The organism is Curtobacterium sp. MCLR17_034 (genome assembly GCF_003234485.1).
In the GTDB taxonomy this organism is placed as follows: domain Bacteria; phylum Actinomycetota; class Actinomycetes; order Actinomycetales; family Microbacteriaceae; genus Curtobacterium; species Curtobacterium flaccumfaciens.
This window is the reverse complement of the sequence record NZ_QKTH01000012.1, coordinates 87,275-107,228: the sequence shown is the minus strand read 5'-3', so window position 1 is coordinate 107,228 and position 19,954 is coordinate 87,275. Positions and strand designations below refer to the sequence as shown.

Annotated in this window: 14 protein-coding genes and 1 rRNA gene; 12 read left to right on the top strand and 3 right to left on the bottom strand. The window is 71.5% G+C overall.

Going from position 1 to position 19,954, the window contains the following annotated elements:
• From rrf to DEI98_RS12915, 4 genes are all read left to right on the top strand, one after another.
• Positions 1-105, top strand: a 5S ribosomal RNA gene (gene rrf, locus DEI98_RS12930); the annotation flags it as partial.
• A gap of 127 nt (positions 106-232) precedes the next feature.
• A complete protein-coding gene (locus tag DEI98_RS12925; RefSeq protein ID WP_111100956.1) occupies positions 233-1,363 on the top strand; it encodes an ROK family transcriptional regulator in 1,131 nt (376 codons plus the stop codon).
• A gap of 104 nt (positions 1,364-1,467) precedes the next feature.
• Positions 1,468-3,483, top strand: a complete 2,016-nt coding sequence (locus tag DEI98_RS12920) for a beta-galactosidase (protein ID WP_111100955.1) — start codon at positions 1,468-1,470, stop codon at positions 3,481-3,483.
• On the top strand, positions 3,480-5,639 hold the full coding sequence (locus tag DEI98_RS12915; protein WP_258370856.1) for an alpha-galactosidase: 2,160 nt from the start codon (positions 3,480-3,482) through the stop codon (positions 5,637-5,639). Before DEI98_RS12920 ends, DEI98_RS12915 begins: the two co-directional genes overlap by 4 nt.
• A 325-nt stretch (positions 5,640-5,964) precedes the next feature.
• On the opposite strand, the gene DEI98_RS12910 is transcribed toward DEI98_RS12915, so the two are convergent.
• Positions 5,965-8,520, bottom strand: coding sequence for a glycoside hydrolase family 2 protein (locus DEI98_RS12910; protein WP_111100954.1), 2,556 nt, complete (start codon positions 8,518-8,520; stop codon positions 5,965-5,967).
• A gap of 116 nt (positions 8,521-8,636) precedes the next feature.
• Here DEI98_RS12910 and DEI98_RS12905 point away from each other — a divergent pair, with 116 nt between their 5' ends.
• The 8 genes from DEI98_RS12905 to DEI98_RS12875 all read left to right on the top strand — a co-directional run bounded on the left by DEI98_RS12905 (position 8,637) and on the right by DEI98_RS12875 (position 18,094).
• Complete coding sequence (locus DEI98_RS12905) at positions 8,637-10,322, top strand: ABC transporter substrate-binding protein (protein WP_111100953.1); 1,686 nt, start codon at positions 8,637-8,639, stop codon at positions 10,320-10,322.
• Between the two features lie 34 nt (positions 10,323-10,356).
• Positions 10,357-11,346 carry an ABC transporter permease gene (locus DEI98_RS12900; RefSeq protein ID WP_071247140.1) on the top strand — a complete coding sequence of 330 codons (990 nt, stop codon included), beginning with the start codon at positions 10,357-10,359 and terminating at the stop codon, positions 11,344-11,346.
• A gap of 14 nt (positions 11,347-11,360) precedes the next feature.
• Positions 11,361-12,401, top strand: a complete 1,041-nt coding sequence (locus tag DEI98_RS18720) for an ABC transporter permease (RefSeq protein WP_111023919.1) — start codon at positions 11,361-11,363, stop codon at positions 12,399-12,401.
• Complete coding sequence (locus tag DEI98_RS18715; RefSeq protein WP_051596654.1) at positions 12,398-13,354, top strand: ABC transporter ATP-binding protein; 957 nt, start codon at positions 12,398-12,400, stop codon at positions 13,352-13,354. Before DEI98_RS18720 ends, DEI98_RS18715 begins: the two co-directional genes overlap by 4 nt.
• Entirely contained in the window at positions 13,351-14,244 is an 894-nt protein-coding gene (locus tag DEI98_RS12890; protein WP_111100952.1) for an ABC transporter ATP-binding protein, read from the top strand. The genes DEI98_RS18715 and DEI98_RS12890 overlap by 4 nt, the downstream gene beginning before the upstream one ends.
• Entirely contained in the window at positions 14,241-16,379 is a 2,139-nt protein-coding gene (locus DEI98_RS12885; RefSeq protein ID WP_111100951.1) for a glycoside hydrolase family 36 protein, read from the top strand. The genes DEI98_RS12890 and DEI98_RS12885 overlap by 4 nt, the downstream gene beginning before the upstream one ends.
• 264 nt (positions 16,380-16,643) lie before the next feature.
• Positions 16,644-16,949, top strand: a complete 306-nt coding sequence (locus tag DEI98_RS12880) for a hypothetical protein (RefSeq protein ID WP_111100950.1) — start codon at positions 16,644-16,646, stop codon at positions 16,947-16,949.
• Positions 16,907-18,094 (top strand): hypothetical protein, encoded by a 1,188-nt coding sequence (locus DEI98_RS12875; RefSeq protein WP_111100949.1) that lies wholly within the window; start codon positions 16,907-16,909, stop codon positions 18,092-18,094. Before DEI98_RS12880 ends, DEI98_RS12875 begins: the two co-directional genes overlap by 43 nt.
• Positions 18,095-18,106: 12 nt before the next feature.
• Here DEI98_RS12875 and DEI98_RS12870 read toward each other — a convergent pair whose 3' ends face one another.
• Together DEI98_RS12870 and DEI98_RS12865 are read right to left on the bottom strand one after the other, a co-directional pair.
• Complete coding sequence (locus DEI98_RS12870) at positions 18,107-18,739, bottom strand: response regulator transcription factor (protein WP_111100948.1); 633 nt, start codon at positions 18,737-18,739, stop codon at positions 18,107-18,109.
• Positions 18,736-19,938, bottom strand: a complete 1,203-nt coding sequence (locus tag DEI98_RS12865) for a sensor histidine kinase (RefSeq protein WP_181438037.1) — start codon at positions 19,936-19,938, stop codon at positions 18,736-18,738. Before DEI98_RS12865 ends, DEI98_RS12870 begins: the two co-directional genes overlap by 4 nt.
• Positions 19,939-19,954 lie beyond the last annotated feature (16 nt).

The following is a 19,954-nucleotide window of genomic DNA, read 5'->3' as shown; positions in this document are numbered from 1 at the left end:
AGCGAGAGGGAAACGCCCGGTCACATTCCGAACCCGGAAGCTAAGCCTCTCAGCGCCGATGGTACTGCAAGGGGGACCTTGTGGGAGAGTAGGACGCCGCCGGACTTAACGTAGAAGAACCAGGGAACCCCTGACCATTCGTGGTCAGGGGTTTTCTGCGTTCACGGCCCGTTCGGGGTCCTTGTCGACGGGGACCGGTCAGGCCGTAGGATCAGCCGACGACGGAGGAACGATGACCGAAGCCTGGCCGGCCCTGCCCGACGGCTCCCGACTGGCGCTGCGGGAGATCCTCATCCACGGGGTGCTCTCCCGCGCCGAGATCGCCCGGTCACTCGGGCTCTCGCGGGCGAGCCTCACCCGGGCCATGCGCATCCTCGTGTCACAGCGGCTCGTGGTCGAGGTCGGCACTGATGTGCGCGGCGCCACCGGTCGCCCGTCGGAGCTCCTGCAGGTGAGCAGTGGGCAGTGGGAGTTCCTCGGCGTCAAGCTCACGAAGGACCGCCTGTACGCCGCGGTCACGGACCTGGGCGGACGGGTCCTCGCCCTGCACGAAGAAGGTATCGACGACACAGCCGCCGAGTCGCTCGCCGAGCAGATCACGCTGGTACTCGACCGGCTCCGGGATGCACACCCGGCGGTCTGCGCGATCGGCGTCTCGCTGCCCGGTGACGTCATGGTGCGCGCGGGGGAGTCCGTCGTCGCGGCGTCGGTGTTCCTCGGGTGGCACGAGGTGCCGTTCGCCCGGATGCTCGAGGAGCGGACGGGCATCGCCACGTTCACCGCGAACGACGTCCATGCGCTCACTGCGAAGGAGCACTGGTTCGGTGCGGGTGCCGGTCGCGGGTCGATGGTGCTCGTGACGGTCGGTGAGGGCCTGGGCCTCGGGCTCATCGCGAACGGGCAGGTCTCCACCGGGGAGCACGGGCGACTGGGGCGCATCGGGCACCTTCCAGTCCTCGGGGGCGGTCCGGACTGTGGCCTCGGTCACGCCGGGTGCGCCTCGAGCTACCTGCCGAGTCCGGTCATCGTGCGGAACGCCGGCCACGCGGGGAAGACCTACGACCAGGTGGTCGAGCTCGCCCGGGACGGCGACGAGGGCGCCCTCGCAGCGTTCGAGGATGCCGGCCGCGCCCTCGGGGTCCTGCTCGCCACCGCGGTGCACATCGCGGACCCCTCGGCGATCGTGCTGACGGGCGACGGGCTGCCCGTGTACGACCTGGCGCGGGCGACCGTGGACGAGTCGATGCGGGCCGCCCTGGCGCCGTACACCGAGCCGGTCACGGTGGAGGTGCAGCCGTTCGAGTTCTCGGAGTGGGCACGTGCCGGGGCGGTCCTCGCCATCCGTCGGCTGCTGGGGGAGTAGTCGGCCACGGGTACTGCAGAGGTCTCGGCGCGTTAGTTACACACGTTGACAAACACGGACGCAGACGGGAGGCTTGCACGGTCCACACCATCGAAGGAGATGCCGTGACCGCAGCCCCCACCGTCCCGTGGCCGACCGACGGCCTGTCGTTCGGCGGCGACTACAGCCCCGAGCAGTGGCCCCGGGAGACCTGGCTCGAGGACGTTCGCCTGATGCGCGAGGCCGGGGTGAACCTGGTCACCGTCGGGGTGTTCTCGTGGGCACTGCTCGAGCGGTCGCCGGGGGACTTCACGTGGGAGTGGCTCGACGACGTCCTCGCTCTGCTGCACGAGCACGGCATCGCGGTGGACCTCGCGACGCCGACCGCTGCACCACCGAACTGGCTGCTGAGCGCACACCCGGAGATCCTCCCGGTGGACGCCACCGAGCGGCGGGAACGACCGGGTGGGCGACTCGGGTGGTGCCCGGCCTCCCAGCTGTTCCGGGAGCACGCGCTCCGCATCGTCGACGCGCTGGCCGAGCGGTACGGCCGACACCCGGCGGTGCGGCTCTGGCACGTGAGCAACGAGCTCGGCGGCGGCAACGGCCGGTGCTACTGCGAGGACTCGGCAGCGGACTTCCGGCACTGGCTCGTGGCGAAGTACGGCGACGTCGAGGCCGCGAACGACGCGTGGGGCACGGCCTTCTGGGGGCACACGTACACCTCGTTCGACGAGGTCTCGCCGCCACGGGGTGTGGGCGGGGCACCGAACCCCGGGCTCGCGCTGGACTTCGAGCGGTACTCCTCCGACGCGCTGCTCCGCCAGTACGACGCCGAGAAGGCCGTCATCGAGCAGCACTCGGACGTGCCGGTGACGACGAACTTCATGGTGGGCGCCGGGTCGCAGGTCGTCGACTACGCCGGGTGGGCCAAGCACGTGGCGATCGTCGCGAACGACCACTACACGCTCGTCGACGACGCCCGCCGCGAGCAGGACCTCGCGCTGGCCGGTGACCGGATGCGCGGGATGTCGGCTGACCGCCGCCCCTGGCTGCTGATGGAGCACTCGACGGGTGGCCCGAGCTGGCAGCAGCGCAACCGCGCCAAGGAACCGGCCGAGCTCGTCCGGAACGCCCTGGCGCACGTCGCGCACGGGTCCGACGGGGCGCTGTTCTTCCAGTGGCGGGCCTCCACCGCGGGCGCGGAGCAGTTCCACTCGGCGATGCTCCCGCACGCCGGCACCCGCACTCGCATCTGGCGCGAGGTCCTCGCCCTCGGCCGGGCGCTGCAGGACCTCGCACCTGTGCAGGGCACCCGCGTCGAGCCGGCCCGGGTCGCGATCGTCGTGGACGAGGCCTCCGGGTGGGCCGTGCAGTCGGGGCTCAAGCCGCATCGGGGCCTGCGCTACGGACGGGAGCTCCGCGCCTGGCACCGCGCGTTCCACGACCGGCAGGTGCTGACGGACGTGGTCCCCGCCGACGCCGACCTGGACGGCTACGACGTGGTCGTCGTGCCGACGATGCTCATCGTCGACGATGCGACCGCCGAGCGGCTGTCCGCCGTGGTGGACCGCGGGGCCACCCTGATCGTGACGTACCTGTCCGGCGTCGCCGACGAGACCGCGCGCATCCGCACCGGCGGGTACCCGGGCGCGTTCCGCCAGGTGCTGGGCGCCTGGAGCGAGGAGTTCACCCCGCTGCAGCGCGACGAACGCTGGACCCTCGACGACGGCGAGGTCGTCACCGACTGGGCCGAGGCGGTCGTGCTCGATGACGCCGAGTCCGTGCTCCGGTACACCGACGGCCCGCTCGCGGGCCGGGCCGCCGTCACGCGCCGCGCCGTCGGCGGCGGCGCCTGGTACGTGTCCGCGATGCTCGCGGACGACAGCATCCAACGGCTCGTGGACGGGGTGATCGCGGAGCGGGGGATCCTGCGGACGGTCACCGGGCCTCCCGGCCTGGAGGCGGTGCGTCGCGTCGGCGACGACGGTTCCGCCTTCCTGTTCCTCGTCAACCACCGCGCTGACGACGTCACGGTCGTCGCGTCCGGCACGGACCTGCTCGACGGGTCCGGCCATGGGCCGGACACCGTCGTGCCGGCCGGACGCGTCCGCGTGCTGCGCGAGGAGCGGGCCTCGTGACCGTCGTGGAGCGCGAGTCGACAGCCGTCGGTGCACGCGATCGACGTGTGTACGTGCTGCGATCAGCCGGGGTGTCGCTGGTGCTGGCGTCCGCGGCGGACGGGCTGCCCGAGGTGCTGCACTGGGGTCGGGACGTCGGGCCCGTCGCGCCGGACGACGCCGCCGACCTGCTGCTCGCACTCGGACGGCCGCTCGGACCGAGTGCGCTCGACGCGCGGTGGCCCCTCACGGTGCTGCCGACCGAGCGCGACGGGTGGGAGGGGCGACCGGGGATCGCGGGGCACGTGGACGGGATGCCGCTCGTGCCGCGTTGGCTCGACGTTGTGGTGATCGGTGACGACGAGCGGATCGTCGTGACCGCCGAGTCGGACTCGGTGGCGCTCCGGAGCGAGTTCGCGCTCGACTCCGCGGGGGTGCTGCGGGTGCGGCACACGGTGACGAACACCCACGCCGAGCCCGTGCACGTGCAGGCGCTCGAGGCGACGCTGCCCGTGGGGGAGCGGATCGCCGAGGTGCTCGACCTGGGCGGACGGTGGACCCGTGAGCGCACCCCGCAGCGCCGGGCGGCGACGGCCGGGAGCCACTCGCGGGAGAGTCGTCGCGGGCGGACGGGCCACGACTCGCCGACGCTGCTCGTGCTCGGGACGCCCGGGTTCTCGGACGCCGAGGGCGAGCTGTGGGCGGTGCACCTGGCCTGGAGCGCCGACTCCGTGTACCGGTACGACCAGCTCGCCGAGGCGCGACCGCTGCTCGGTGCCGGAGAACTGCTGCGTGCCGGCGAGGTCGTGCTCGGCGAGGGGGACTCGTTCGCTTCCCCCGACGCCGTGTTCGTGTGGAGCGACACCGGGATCGACGGGCTGTCCGACCGCCTGCACGACTCGTTGCGCAGCCGCCCGGGGCATCCGCGACGCCCCCGGCCCGTGGTGCTCAACACGTGGGAGGCCGTCTACTTCCGGCAGGAGCTCGAGCCCCTGGTGGCGCTGGCCGAGACCGCGGCGGACATCGGGGTCGAGCGGTTCGTGCTCGACGACGGGTGGTTCCTCGGCCGGCGGTCGGACTCGACCTCCCTCGGGGACTGGCGCGTCGACCCGACGGTGTGGCCGGACGGGCTGGCGCCGCTCGTCGACCGGGTGCGTGCGCTCGGCATGGAGTTCGGGCTGTGGTTCGAGCCCGAGATGGTCAGCCCGGTGTCCGAGCTGGCGGAGGCACACCCCGAGTGGATGCTGCAGCGCCCCGAGGACGACGTCCGCACGTGGCGGAACCAGTACGTGCTCGACATGGCGAACCCACTGGCCCAGCACCACGTGCTCGAGAGCATGTCCCGCGTGATCGGCGAGCACCACGTCGACTTCGTGAAGTGGGACCAGAACCGGGACATCGTGCACGCGGTGCACGCGGGACGCGCCGGCATCGACGCGCACACCCGCGGCGTGTACGCGTTGATGGACGAGCTGCGTGCGCGGCACCCGTGGCTCGAGATCGAGGCGTGCGCGAGCGGCGGTGCCCGGATCGACCTCGGCGTGCTCGAGCGCACCGACCGGGTGTGGCCGTCGGACTCGAACGACGCCTTCGAGCGACTGCCGATCCAGCGCTGGACCGAGGCATTGCTCCCGCTCGAGCTGATCGGCTCGCACGTCGGGCCGGAGATCTCGCACACCACGGGCCGGCACCTCGACCTGGACTTCCGGATGGCGGTGTCGTTGTTCGGCTCGGCCGGCATCGAGACCGACATCACGAAGCTGTCGCCCGAGGAGCTCGACCGGCTCCGGGCCTGGACGGCGCTGTACCGACGGGAGCGCGGGCTGCTGCACTCCGGGCGGCTGCGGCACCTGGACCTCGGGGACCCGGGGACGGTGGCGACGTCGGTCGTGGCCACCGACCGTTCGCGGGCGCTCGTGCGGGTGGCGCGGACGGAGACGGGGCCGAGGTCGTTGCCGGTGCCGCTCCGGGTGCGCGGACTCGACCGGTCGCGGCGCTACCGGCTCGCTCCGGTGTCCGGCCTCGCTGTGCCGCGTGGGCTCGACATGGTGCCGCCGGAGTGGCTCGTGCGCGGACACCTGGAGCTGACCGGCGCCGTGCTCGAGGACGTCGGCGCACGGCTCCCGCTGCTCGCACCCGCGACCGCGATCGTGCTGGAGCTCCGCGCGATCGACTGAGCGCCGTCAGCCGCGCTCCTTCGGCGGGGGAAGCGTTCCCTGACCGGCGACGTGACGGTTCTGGTTCGCGATCCTCGGGGATCGTGAACCAGAACCGTCACGCGTCGAGAGGAAATGTCCGTCCCGGGGTGCTCGGTGTGGGGTGTCGCGCGGTGAACGAGGCGCGGTGCTGCGGGTTGCGGTGCTGCGGGCTGCGGTGGTGCGGGTTCGGCGGAGGTGCACGGGCGTGCTCGGGTGACGGTTCCGGTTCGCGAACCCGGGGGATCGTGAACCGGAACCGTCAGCGGCGCGAGGGAACGTCGCCGTCCCCCCTAGGGCGCCCGAGTCAGGGCAGCAGCGAACCCGCGTGGCGGAGGACGAGCGGGTGGACGAGCTCCTGTGCAGCGATGCCCGGCGCACCCGTCACCGTGAAGGTCACCGACTCGCCGGGGAGCAGGGACACCAACCCGTCGTCGACGCGGGCGGCCGAATCGACGCGGTCGGGGAACAGCGAGACGTCGCGCGCGTACGCCGTGGCCGTCACGGTGACCGTTGCGCCGACCTCCGTCGCCGACACCACCGTGGACAGGGGCGAGGGCTCGAGTGCCTGGTCGACGACCTCGGCGAAGTCGTGCACGGTGTGGGTGCCGGCTCCCGTGACGACGAGGACCTCGGAACCGGGGTCGCCCGGTGCCGCGAGCGACGACGGCAGCGGCACCCGGTCGGCATCGGCGGGAGCGGCCGCGAGCATGAACGACGACGACTCGAGCACGGTGCCGTCGAAGGCCACGCGGGAGACCGTGACCTCGTCGGCGACCGGCGCCCCGGACGCGTTGACGAGGACGACGTCCAGACCTCCTTCGCCGTCGCCGTCACCGCCCTGGGCACCGGACGACGGCTGCACGGTGAGCAGCACGGGCTGGTAGGCCTGCCGGACGGCGTACCAGACGGGCTTCCGGATGCCGGCGTGGTCGACGAGGGCCCACGACACCACGGGCCAGTCGTCGTTGAGCTGCCAGACGACCATGCCGGTGTTGTCGGGCGTGCGGGAGCGGAACCACTCCATGCCGAAGCGGATCGCGTGCGCCTGGTTGAGCTGCGCGGCGAAGTGCCAGTCCTCGATGGAGGTCGGCTCGGGCAGGTGCCCCCGTATGCCGTCGGCGAGCTTCCGGTTGCCCTGGTCGGCCTTCTGGTGCACGAGCATCTCGTGGCCGTCCGGGTCGAGGGGCTCGTCGTGCACCACCGCGGTCAGGGTCGACCACGCCGGCGGACCTTGGAACCCGAACTCGGCGACGAACCGCGGCTCCCAGTCGGCGTAGGCGCGGTAGTCGAGGCGGTTCCAGACGTCCCAGATGTGCACGCTGCCGTTCCGCTGGTCGTTCGGCGTCAGGTACTCGTCGAACGAGAACGGGCTGCCCGGCGTGTACGGCCGGGTCGGGTCCAGCTCGGCGACGACCGACGGCAGCAGGGAACGGTAGTAGCCGTTGCCCCAGGTCCGGCCGACGAGCGACGGCCGCCAGCCCCACTCGGCGTAGGCGACGAGGTTCTCGTTGTTGCCGTTCCACACCACGAGTGACGGGTGCGGGCTGAGGCGGGTGACGGCCTCGCGGACCTCGGGCTCGACCTCGTCGGCGAGCCAGGGCTCCTCGGCGTAGGCGGCACAGGCGAACAGGAAGTCCTGCCACACCAGGACGCCGAGCTCGTCGCACCGGTCGTAGAGGTCGTCGGACTCGTAGATGCCGCCGCCCCAGATGCGGAGCAGGTTCATGTTCGCGTCGATCGCGTCCTGGATCCGGTCCGCGTAGCGCTCGGGCGTCATCTCGGTCAGGTAGGCGTGGTCGGGGATCCAGTTCGCCCCGCGCAACATGACCGGACGGCCGTTGACGCGGAGCAGGAACGGCGCGCCGCCGGCGTCGGCGGCGGTGTCGAGGGTGACCGTGCGGAAGCCGACGCGGCCGGTCCACACGTCGTCGCCAACCTCGACCCGGACGTCGTACAGCGGCTGGTCGCCCTCGCCGCGGGGCCACCAGACGGCGACGTCGGGGACCTCGAGGCGGACGGTCGCCGCGCCGTTGACGACGGGACGTGCGCCGACCACCCGGCCGCCGGTGTCGGAACCGGTGTGTCCTGCGGACGCGGGGTGCGGGGCCAGGGTGATCCGTGCCTCCAGGCCGGTGCCCGCGGAACCGTCCGCGGACGCGACGGGCGCGCTGCCGATGGCCTGCGAGAAGGAGCCGGTGGAGCCGGCGTGCTCGACGTCGACGTGGGCCGTCAGCACCCCGGTGGTGCCGTCGAGGTCGACGAGCGGGCGGACGGCCGCGATGCGGACGCCGCTCCAGGACTCGATGCCGATCGACTTCCAGATGCCGCTCGTGGCGACGTCGACGCCCCAGTCCCACCCGAAGTTCGACGCGTTCTTGCGGAGTGCGTTGTAGGGGTGGTGGTTGACGTGCGGCAGCTCGCCGCCGTGCAGGGCGGACAGGCGCTCGGCTGCGGGGACGGGCGCGTCGAACGTGACGACGAGCTCGTTCGTGCCCGGTCGGAGCAGGTGCCCGACGGGGAACCGGTACGAGCGGTGCTGGTTGGCGGTGGTCGCGACGACGATGCCGTTGAGCTCGATCGTGGCGAGGGTGTCGAGGCCCTCGGCGACGAGGTCGTGGCGGGTCTCGTCCGGCGCGGTCCACTCGAACGTGCGGCGGTAGCGCCAGACGGTGTCGCCGATCCACTGCGTGGCGGCCTCGCCGTCACCGTCGAACGGGTCGGGGATCCGGCCGGCCCGCAGCAGGTCGGTGTGCACGCAGCCGGGGACCTGTGCCTCGACCGGTTCGCGGTGCTCCGCCGACTGCTCGGGCCCGGTCACCGCCTCGAGGGTCCACGTGCCGTCCAGGGTGGTCCGCTCCATTGCGTCTCCTCATCGTTACGGGGCCGTGACCCGACCCCTTGACCGCCTTAGTTTACGCGTGTAACAATCACGCTCACAACGTGGACCCTGCGACGACGCAGACCGAGAGGACAACGATGTTCAACCCAACCCGTTCACGGCTCGCCATCGGCGGCGCCGTTCTCCTCGCAGCCGGCCTCGCGCTCAGCGGCTGCAGCTCCAGCGGCACCGCCAGCACGAACGACGCCGCTGCCTCGACCCTGGTGGCGTACACCGGCCAGTCCGGCGACTACCAGATCAACTTCAACCCGTGGTCGCCGTCCAACATCGGCGGCGTCGGCACGATCTACGAGTCGCTCTTCTTCATCACCAACGTCAACACGAAGGACCCGAAGCCACTGCTCGGCAAGTCCTACGAGTGGAACGACGACGGCACGCAGCTCACCATCACGCTGCGCGACGGAGCCACCTGGAGCGACGGCGAGCCCTTCACCTCGAAGGACGTCGTGTTCACGCTGGACATGCTCAAGAAGCAGAAGGCCCTGAACTCGATCGGCTACGACGGCACCGCGAAGGCCGACGGCGACGACAAGGTGGTCGTCTCGTTCGACAAGCCGTCGTTCGTGCTCGGCCCGAACCTGCTCGGCAAGACCTGGATCGTGCCCGAGCACCTGTGGAAGGACATCGACCCGACCACCGACGTCGTGCGCGAGCCCGTCGGCACCGGCCCGTACACGCTCGGCACCTTCAAGGCGCAGGCGTTCACCCTCGAGGCGAACAAGAAGTACTGGGACGGCGCCCCGGCCGTGAAGACCATCCGCTACCTGTCGCTCTCCGGCAACACCGCCGGCGCCGACGCACTGAAGCAGGGGTCGATCGACTGGCAGACCGGCCCGGTGCCGAACATGGACGACATCCCCGCGAACTACAACGGCTACGACGGCATCACCGTCGGCCAGAACCAGATGGCCCTGCTGACCTGCGCGAACACCGACCTGGGCTGCGCCGGCCCGCAGACCGACCCGGCCGTCCGCCACGCGATCGCCGATGCCATCAACCGCAAGCAGCTCAACTCGCTGGCGTTCGAGAACACCGCGAGCGAGATCTCGCCGACCTTCGCGCTCACCACGACGCAGAAGGACACCATCTCGAAGGACATCGAGCCCGCCGTGATGCCGGAGACCGCCGACACCGATGCGGCCGCCTCGACCCTCGAGGACGCCGGGTGGAAGAAGGGCTCCGACGGCATCTACGCCAAGGACGGCAAGAAGCTGTCCCTGACGGTCGAGGTCGTCACCGGGTGGACCGACTACATCACCGCGATCGACACGATGACGCAGCAGCTCAAGGCCGCGGGCATCGAGCTCAAGGCGCAGCAGTCGTCGTGGAACGAGTGGACCGACAAGAAGACCAAGGGCAACTTCGAGCTCGCGATCGACTCGCTCGGCCAGGGCCCGACGGCGAACCCGTACTACCTGTACAACAACTACTTCACGACGGCCAACACCGCGAAGGTCGGTGCAGCGGCCCCGATGAACATCTCGCGGTACAGCAACCCCGACGTGGACAAGGCCATCGCGAAGCTCGCAACGATCAACCCGGAGGACACCGCGGCGACCCAGCCCGAGCTCGACACGATCCAGGAGCACATCGTCGAGGACCTGCCCTACATCCCCGTGATGACCGGCGGCACGACGAGCGAGTTCCACGCGGCGAAGTTCACCGGTTGGCCGACGGACGACGACCTGTACGCGTTCCCGGCGGTCTGGGCGAGCCCGGACAACGCCGAGATCTTCAAGGCGCTCAAGCCGGCGAAGGGCTGACACCGATGGGATCGCGACCGAGGGGCACTCGACGATGACCTACTTTCTGCGCAAGATCGGTTTCTACGTCGTCGCACTGTGGGCGGCCCTGACGCTGAACTTCATCATCCCCAGGCTCCTGCCCGGCAACCCGGTGGACATCCTGCTCGCCAAGCTCCAGCAGCGCGGCGGGCAGGTGACCCCGGCGACCCGGGAGGCGTACGAGCTGCTCCTCGGTGGCGATTCCTCGGAGCCGCTCATCTCCCAGTACGGCCACTACCTGGTCAACGTGTTCCGCGGTGACCTCGGCGTGTCCGTCAGTTACTTCCCGGCACCCGTCACCGAGGTGATCGGCAGTTCGCTGCCGTGGACCATCGCCCTGGTCGGGATCGCCACCATCGTGGCCGCGATCATCGGCGTCGGCCTCGGGGCCTTCGTCGGGTGGCGGCCCGGCACCTGGCTCGACTCGTTCGTGCCGGCCACCACCCTGCTCGCCGCGGTGCCGTACTTCTGGCTCGCGCTGATCCTGGTGTACTTCTTCGCCACCGGGCTCCACCTGTTCCCGGCGCAGGGCGGCTACGACGTCATCCTGACGCCCGGGTTCAACTGGGACTTCATCGTCTCCGCAGTGCAGTACGGGGTGCTGCCGGCGGTGACGATCGTGCTCGCATCGCTCGGCGGCTGGCTGCTCGGCATGCGCAACATGATGGTGTCGACGCTGTCCGAGGACTACATCACCACCGCGCAGGCGAAGGGCCTGTCCGACGGCAAGATCCTGCGGAACTACGCCGCCCGGAACGCCGTCCTGCCGTCCGTCGCCGGGTTCGCGATCTCCCTCGGGTTCATCGTGTCCGGCTCCGTCGTCACCGAGCAGGTGTTCTCGTACCCGGGCATCGGGTCGAAGCTGCTGTCCGCCGTGACGAACAACGACTACGCGCTCATGCAGGGCATCTTCCTGTTCATCACCCTGGCGGTCCTCGGCGCGAACCTCGTCGTCGACCTGCTGTACGGACTGATCGACCCGCGCACGCGGGCCCGGAGCTAGGGGAGGAGACGACCATGACCAACATCCAGCAGGAGACCGAGCCCACCATCGGCGCACTGACCGAGGAGGCCGACAGCACCACGTCGATCGCCACCCGGCGCGCGTCGAAGGGTGGCATCCGTCGGTTCCTCCCCACCCTCACCCCGTGGCTCGTCACGGGCATCGCGCTCGTCGCCGGCGTCACGCTGTTCGGGGTGATCGGACCGCTGCTCGTCGGCGACCCGACCACCATCCGCGACACCGGGCTGCAGGGACCGAGCGGCTCGAACGTCCTCGGCACCACCCAGACCGGTCAGGACGTCCTGGCGCAGCTCGCCTTCGCCACCCGGGGCAGCCTGCAGATCGGGCTCATCGTCGGCGTCCTCGCCACGGTGCTGTCCGCGTTCTTCGGCATCCTCGGCGCCTACCTGGGCGGGATCATGGACGAGGCGTTCTCGCTGTTCTCGAACGTGTTCCTCGTCATCCCCGGCCTGCCGCTCGTCATCGTCATCTCCGGCCTGGTGCCGCGCGAGGCCCGCGGGCTCTGGACGATCGCCGTCGTCCTGGCGATCACGTCGTGGGCCGGGTCCGCCCGGGTGCTGCGGGCGCAGACGATGTCGATCCGCAACCGCGACTACGTGTCCGCCGCCCGCGTCGCCGGCGAACGGCCCTGGCGGGTCATCGCCGTCGAGATCCTGCCGAACCTGCTGCCGGTGCTCGCGTCGCAGTTCGTGTTCGCGGTGATCGCGGCGATCCTCGGGGAAGCGGGACTGTCGTTCCTCGGGCTCGGGGCGTCGAACTCGTCGACGCTCGGCACGATGCTCTTCTACGCGCAGAACGGCTTCGCGCTGGCGAACGGCGCCTGGTGGTGGTTCGTGCCGCCGGGCCTGCTCATCGCCCTGCTCGGCATGGGCCTGTCGCTGGTGAACTTCTCGATCGACGAGGTCATCAACCCGCGACTCGCGAACGTGCGTGCGCAGCGACGGCGCGACCGTCGTGCGAAGCGTGCGGCCCGCTCGGGAGGCCCGGCGCGCGTCGCCACCGCCGGTCACGACACGAAGGGGGTCGCCCGATGAGCGCCACCGACACCGCACGACCGGTCACCTCCGACGCCACGGGCGACGGCCGCCGGCCGGCCGTGCTGACCATCGACCACCTCGACGTCGTCTACGAGACCGAGCACCCCGTGCACGCCGTCAAGGACGTCTCGCTCACCCTGGCGCCCGGCGAGATCCTCGGGCTCGCGGGGGAGTCGGGCTGCGGCAAGACGACCCTGGCGTACGCCATCACCCGGCTGCACCGGCCGCCGGCGAAGGTCACGTCGGGCAGCATCACGTTCCACGACCGCGACGGCACCGACGTCGACCTGCTCGGCCTGCCGCACGAGCAGCTCCGGGCCGTGCGGTGGTCGAAGCTGTCGATGGTGTTCCAGGGAGCCATGAACGCGCTCAACCCGGTCACCACGATCCGCGCCCAGCTCGACGACGCCCTGGTCGAACACCGCAAGGGCCTGCCCCGCAAGGAACGACGGGCCATCGCCGAGGACGCCCTGCGCCGCGTCGGCGTCGACCCGTCCCGCATCACCGCGTACCCGCACGAACTGTCGGGCGGCATGCGGCAGCGCGTGATGATCGCGATGGCGATGCTGCTCGAACCGCAGATCATGATCATGGACGAGCCGACCACCGCGCTCGACGTCGTGGTGCAGCGGGAGATCCTGCGCGAGATCGTCCGACTTCGCGACGAGCTCGGGTTCGCCGTCGTGTTCATCACGCACGACCTGCCACTGCTGCTCGAGATCAGCGACCGGATCGCGATCATGCTCCGCGGCGAGGTCGTCGAGTGCGACCGAGCCAGCGTGATCCAGCACGACCCGCAGCACCCGTACACGCGGAAGCTGCTGCAGTCGTTCCCGAGCCTGTCCGGAGCCCGTGGCGCGTTCATCCGCACCGGGGTCGAGGACGGCGCCGAACCCGAGACCGACACCCGGGCCGTCGTGGTCCAGGCAGCACAGGAGACGGACCGATGACCAGTGTGACCGTCAGCCACCTCGGCAAGGACTTCCACACCCGCAAGGGGCTGAAGCGCACCACCCTGCGGGCCGTCGACGACGTGTCGTTCGACCTGCTGCCCGGCCGGACCGTCGCACTGGTGGGGGAGTCCGGCTCGGGCAAGTCCACCATCGCGCGGATGCTCGCCAAGCTCGAGACCCGGACGCGCGGCTCGATCGACGTGCGGCTCGAGGACGGCACCCCCGTCGAGGGCAGCATGTACCGGCGGCACGTGCAGATGGTGTTCCAGGACCCGTTCGCCTCGCTCAACCCGTTCCACTCGATCGAGCACCACATCGCCCGACCGCTGCAGCTGCACCACCGGGCCCGCGGCGCCGACGAGACCGCCGACAAGGTGCGGGAACTGCTCGGCCGGGTGAACCTCGACGAGGACTTCGCGTCGCGGCGGCCGCACGAGCTCTCCGGCGGGCAGCGGCAGCGCGTCGCCATCGCCCGCGCACTCGCCCCGGGCGCGCAGGTGCTCATCGCCGACGAACCCGTGTCGATGCTCGACGTCTCGATCCGCCTGAGCGTGCTCAACCTGCTCGGCCGACTGCAGCGCGAGGACCACCTCGCCGTGCTCTACATCACGCACGACCTGGCGACCGCGCGGCACTTCTCCGACGAGATCCTGGTGCTCTACCGCGGCCGGGTCGTCGAGCGGGGCCCGTCGGACGCCGTCATCCTCGACCCGCACCACGACTACACCCGGCTGCTCGCCGAGGCCGCCCCCGACCCGGAGCGCACCGAGCGCCGGATCACCGCGGGGCCGCCGCTCGACCGGACGAAGATCGACAACACCACCTGCTACGACCACACGGTCGGGGACTGGGTGTCGAGCGAGCCCGCACCGGTCGGGGCGCGATGAGCGACGGGTCGACGTTCGTCGACTGGGTCACCGACGGGTTCGCGGCACGGTTCCGGGTCGGTGCGGACCAGCCCGCGGCGCTCGTGTCGTTCGTGCCGGCCGGCGGAGCGTCGGCCGGCGGAGCGCTCGCCGGTGGCACGCTCGCTGACGGGCCGGACGACCCGCAACCGCTCGTCGAGCTGACGACGATCGGGCACGGTCGGTTCCCGGGCGGATTTCGGCACGTGGACTCCACGATCGGTGCGCGACTGCGCCCCGTGTCGCACCACGTGCACGACGACGGGACCGACCTGTGGTTCCGGATCCTGCAGACGGACGCGGCCACGGGCCTCCAGGCCGAGTCGGTGTTCCGGGCACGCGCCGGCGTGCCCGCGTTCCAGACGTGGACCGAGGTGTCGACCGAGCACGGTGAGCACGTCGTGGACTTCGTGTCCTCGTTCGCGACCGGGGCGTTCCTGACCGACTCGGGTGCCTCCGTCGACGAGCTCGCGCTCGTGCACGCCGACAACGACTGGGCAGCGGAGAGCCGGTGGCGGACCGATCCGCTGCGGTCGATCGGGCTCGCGGCGATCGACCGGGAGGCCCAGCACCACCCGCCCCGCAGCCGCGCCGTCGTGCAGAACCGCGGCTCGTGGTCGACGGGTGAGGCGCTGCCGATCGGGGTGCTGCGGGCGGAGGACGCTGTGTCGTTTCCGTACGCGCTCGTCTGGCAGGTCGAGCACAACGGGCCGTGGCTGTACGAGCTCGGCGAGACCCGTCGGCACGCGTACCTGCTGCTGAGCGGCCCCACGGACCAGGAACACCAGTGGACCACCGTCGTCACGCCGGAGCAGCCGTTCACCTCGGTGCCGGTCTCGGTCGGGATCGCCGGGTCGATCGACGACGCCTTCGGGGTGCTCACCCGGCAGCGTCGGGCGTTCCGGCACGTGCGGGAGGCCGACCGTGCCCTGCCCCTGGTGTTCAACGACTACATGAACACGCTCATGGGCGACCCGACCACCGAGAAGCTCCTGCCGCTGATCGACGCGGCCGCCGACGCCGGAGCGGACCTGTTCTGCATCGACGCCGGCTGGTACGCCGAGGGGCACTGGTGGGACACCGTCGGAGCGTGGGAGGAAGCGGCGTCGCGGTTCCCGACGGGGCTCGGGGCCGTCATCGACCACATCCGTGCGCGCGGCATGCAGGCCGGCCTCTGGCTCGAACCCGAGGTCATCGGCATCCACTCGCCGCTGGCTTCGACCCTGCCGTCGTCCGCGTTCGTCGAGCACCACGGGGTCCGGGTCGCGGAGCACGGGCGGCACCTGCTCGACCTGCGCTCGCCGGAGGCCCGCGCACACCTCGACTCGGTGGTCGACCGGCTCGTCGGAGAGCTCGGCGTGACGTTCTTCAAGATGGACAACAACACCATGGCGGGGCCGTTCGCCGGGATGCTCGACCACGAGCGGGCGCTGCTCGACTGGCTCGACGCGGTGCAGGAGCGGTACCCGGCACTGCTCATCGAGAACTGCGCCTCGGGAGCGATGCGCGCCGACTGGGCCATGCTGTCCCGCCTGCACATGCAGTCGACGTCGGACCAGCAGGACCCGGTGTTGTCCGCCACGATCGCCGCCGCCGCTCCCGCTGCGATGCTGCCCGAACAGGCGGGGAACTGGGCGTACCCGGCGCCGACGATGGACCCGGAGCTGTTCACGCTGTCGCTCGTGAACGGGGTGCTCGGGCGGATGTACCTGTCCGGGTACCTGAACGAGATGTCGTCGTCGCAGCGTGCGGTGGTCGGTGAGGCGATCGCTGCGCACCGGCAGATCCTGGACGTCGTCGAGGCGTCCGTCCCGGTCTGGCCCCTCGGGCTGCCCGCCTGGGAAGACCCCTGGACCGCACTCGGTCTGCACGCCGCCTCGGGCGACCTGTACCTGTCGGTGTGGTCGCTGCCCGGTGCGTCGGCGTCGGTGTCGTTGCCGCTGCCGGCGTTCGCCGGGCAGGCGGTGGTCGTCGAGCCGCTGTTCCCGACGGCACTCGGGTCGTGGTCCGTGGCGTGGGACGCCGCTTCGGGCTCGCTCGAGGTCGCGAACGGTGGATCGACCCCCACAGCGCGGGTGCTCCGCGTCCGGTCGCAGGAGGCGGACGCGGGGGCCTGAGCGGGCGCGCGTCGCGATGGCAGGGCGCGCGCTGGAGCGGACGGGAGGCACGGTGCGGGCAGGCACCGTGCCTCCCGTTCCGTCGGTGGTCGCGTCCACGGCGCGGGGGACGAGCGTTCGTGTCCGCGCGGTGACGGTTCTGGTTCAGGATCCTCGGGGATCGTGAACCAGAACCGTCACGAGCGCAGCAGGACGGGATTCCCGCTCGTGCACAGCGCCGTAGGATCAGAGCAGGGGAGCTGCGGAGAACCGGGGGAGTCGAGCGTGAGTGCACCGATCTGGCTGATCGCGATCGGCGGGGTGTTCGTCGTCCTCGGCGGACTGGCGTACGCCGGACTCTGGCGGTCGTGGATGCGACGCAGCACGCCGGCGATGCCCTTCGGCTTGTTCTGGCTCGGGCTGGCGCTGGCATGCGAGGGCGTCGCGGCATTCTGCTTCAACGGGCCTGTGGGGCTCGCCCTCGTCCTGATGGTGGCGTTCGTGCTGTGCGGCGTGCTCGGGATGTGGTTGCTGTTCGATGGTGCACGGTGGGCCACACCGCGGTGGTCGCGACGGGCGGCTCGCCGATGAGCTGGCACGTGCCGTGGGACCCTTGGCCCGACGTGCGCTGGGATGCGCTCGCCATCGTCGGCGGTCTCGTGCTCGAGGCACCCGAGGGCTGGACGGTCAGCGAAGTCGGATCCGGCGTCCGGCTCGAGCGAGAAGACGACGCGCTGTCCATCGACGTGCGGCGAATCTCCGGCGACCCGGCTGCCGAGATCATCCGCCGGGTCGAGGACCGACCGGACGCCCTGGTGCTCCAAGCCGCGGCGGACCACGTCCTCGTCGCCTTGCCCGAACCGGACGACGTCGTCATCCGCGATCTCCGGTTCCTCCGCGAACTGCGGGTCCGGATCGCGGTCGAGTGCTCCGCCCGTGACTGGCCTGGAGCCGGCGCGGTCGTCGACGGGCTGCTCGACTCGCGGTGGCGCCGTCCCCTCGACGAGCCGCCGGCCGGGAACGCAGCGCTCGCCGCAGCCGCCGGCCCGGGTCCGACCCTGCCGTGGCGCACTCCGGACGGGGTGCTCGACCAGCTCGTGCGGTTCCGCGACCGCGGCCTGGTGCCCGCAGCGGCGCGACGCTCGGGCCCCGGGGCCGCCGCGCGAGAGCTCGGATTCGTCGGGCGGTTCGGCGGCCTCACCGACAAGGGCGAAGAACTGGTCAGCCCGGTGGTCGATCACGATGCGCTGCTCGTCGTCGAGTCGAGCGACCCCGCGAGCGACGCTCCGCCACTGAGCTGGGCGTGCTGGATGCAGGGCCAGAAGTGCGTCGTGCGTGTCGGCCACGAGGACGGGTCGGAGTCGCTCGGTATCGTTCGTCCAGGCTCCCTCGTGGCACACCTGCTCCGGTGGCTCGACGTCGGCCCCGTCGACTCGGTCGGCTTCGACGAGCCGGTGACGATCACGACGGCGCAGTACGAGGACCGCTCCGGTCCGTGCCCCAGCGACGTCGAGTGGTTCCAGCGCGCCTGGGCCGCACCGCGGTGGCGGTCCGTGAACGGCTGGAGCCACCAGGCTGGGAAGGGCGTGCACGGGCTGCTCGTTCCGGGTGTGGGGGCGCTGACGAGGGAAGGCGGTGCTGAAACGATCACCCTGCGTCCGGAGCGCACCGCCGTGATCGTCCGGAGAGCCGTCGAGGGCGTCAACGCCTTCGCTGCGGTGACCAGCGGCACCTGACGACGGCGCGGTTCAGGGGAGCAGCTGGAGCTCCATCGCGCGGGTGACGGCGCGGGTGCGGTCGTTCACGCCGAGCTTCTCGAAGACGTGGCCGAGGTGCGTCTTCACCGTGGCCTCGCTGAGGAACAGCGCGCGGCCGATCGCCGGGTTGCTGTTGCCCTGGGCGACGAGGCGCAGGACATCGAGCTCGCGCGGGGTCAGCGACGGGCCGGCCGCGGCGGGGAGCGAACCCGTCGCGCGGCGGACGAGCGCTGCGGCCGCCGAGGGAGCCAGCGCGGTCTCGCCCCGTGCGGTCGCCCGGACGCCGGCGAGGATCTCGGACTCCGGGGCGGCCTTGAGCAGGTAGCCGGTGGCGCCGGCCTCGATGGCGGCGAGGATCTGGTCGTCGGACTCGTACGTGGTCAGGATCAGGACGCGGACGTTGGGTTCGGCGGCGAGGATCTCCGCCGTCGCCGCGTCGCCGTCGAGCACGGGCATCCGGAGGTCCATGAGCACGACGTCGGGGCGTTCGGCCAGTGCCACCGTCACCGCGGCGCGGCCGTCGCTGGCCTGGCCGACGACCTCGATGTCGTCGGCGTCCTGCAGCAGGGCCACGATGCCCGAGCGGACGATCGGGTGGTCGTCGGCGACCACGACGCGGATCACCGGGTCACCTCTGCCACGGGGTGACGATCGACGGCCGGGAGGCTCGGCTCGGGTCCGGTGGGCAGGCTCGCGTCGACGACGGTGCCGCCGCCCGGGGTGCTCGTGATCGTGCAGGCACCGCCAGAGAGCGCCAACCGTTCGTGGAGGCCCCGGAGACCGTGCCCGGCCGTCGGGGCGCCGGTGTCGAACCCGACGCCGTCGTCGGTCACACGGACGCCGACCCGTTCGGGCGCGTGCTGCAGGACGATGCGGACCGAGTCGGCGTCGGCGTGGGCACGGATGTTCGCGAGGGACTCCTGGACGACCCGGAGCAGCACGACCTGGGCGTCGCGGTCGAGCGGGCCGTCGGTCGCGTCGACGGCGACGGGCGTGCCGGTCTCGCGGGTGTAGCGCTCGGTCAGGCGGTGCAGGGCCCCGGCCAGACTGCCGCTCGTGGCACCGGCGACCCCGGCGGCGATGAGGGCGCGGGAGTCCTCGAGCGCCGCTCGTGCCGACTCCTCCAGGACCCCCAGCCGTTCGTCGAGCGCGGCACCGCGGTCGTTCGCCAGGTCCTTGCGGGCACGTTCGGTGAGCATGACGATGCCGGCGAGGTTCTGCGCGACGGTGTCGTGGATCTCGCGGGCCAGGCGCTCCCGTTCGCTCGCGACTCCGGCGCTGCGATGGGCGTCGGCGAGGGACTGCTGGGTGGCGCGGAGTTCGTCGAGGAGCTGGCGGCGCTCCTCGGACAGGCCGGCGACGCTCGAGATCCACACGCCCATCGCGCAGGCACCGATGACGCTGATGCCCTCGATGAGGACGGTGCTGACGAGGGCGTCCGGGCCGCCGGAGACCTGCAGGCCGATGCCGCTTGCGACGCCGACCGCGACCGAGAGCAGGACGGCGGTGCGGACCCGTTCGGACTGCACCCAGACGAGCGGGAACGCGATGCACTGCACGAACGCGGTGCTCGGCACGACGGCCGGCAGCACCAGGGCGGCGACGAGGACCAGCGGCAGGAAGGCCGCGGCGGCACGGGGGCTGTCGTAGCCGCGGTGCCCGAACACGGCGTAGGCGACGACGAGCACCACGACCGCGGCGTCCGCCGGCCAGCGGATCGACCACGGGGACCACCCGAACACGGTGATCACGGCGGTGAGGAGCATCGTGCCCGCGAAGAAGACGTGCAACCACCGGTTGCGCATCCACGTCTCGCCGTTCATGTGCCCAGCATCCCAC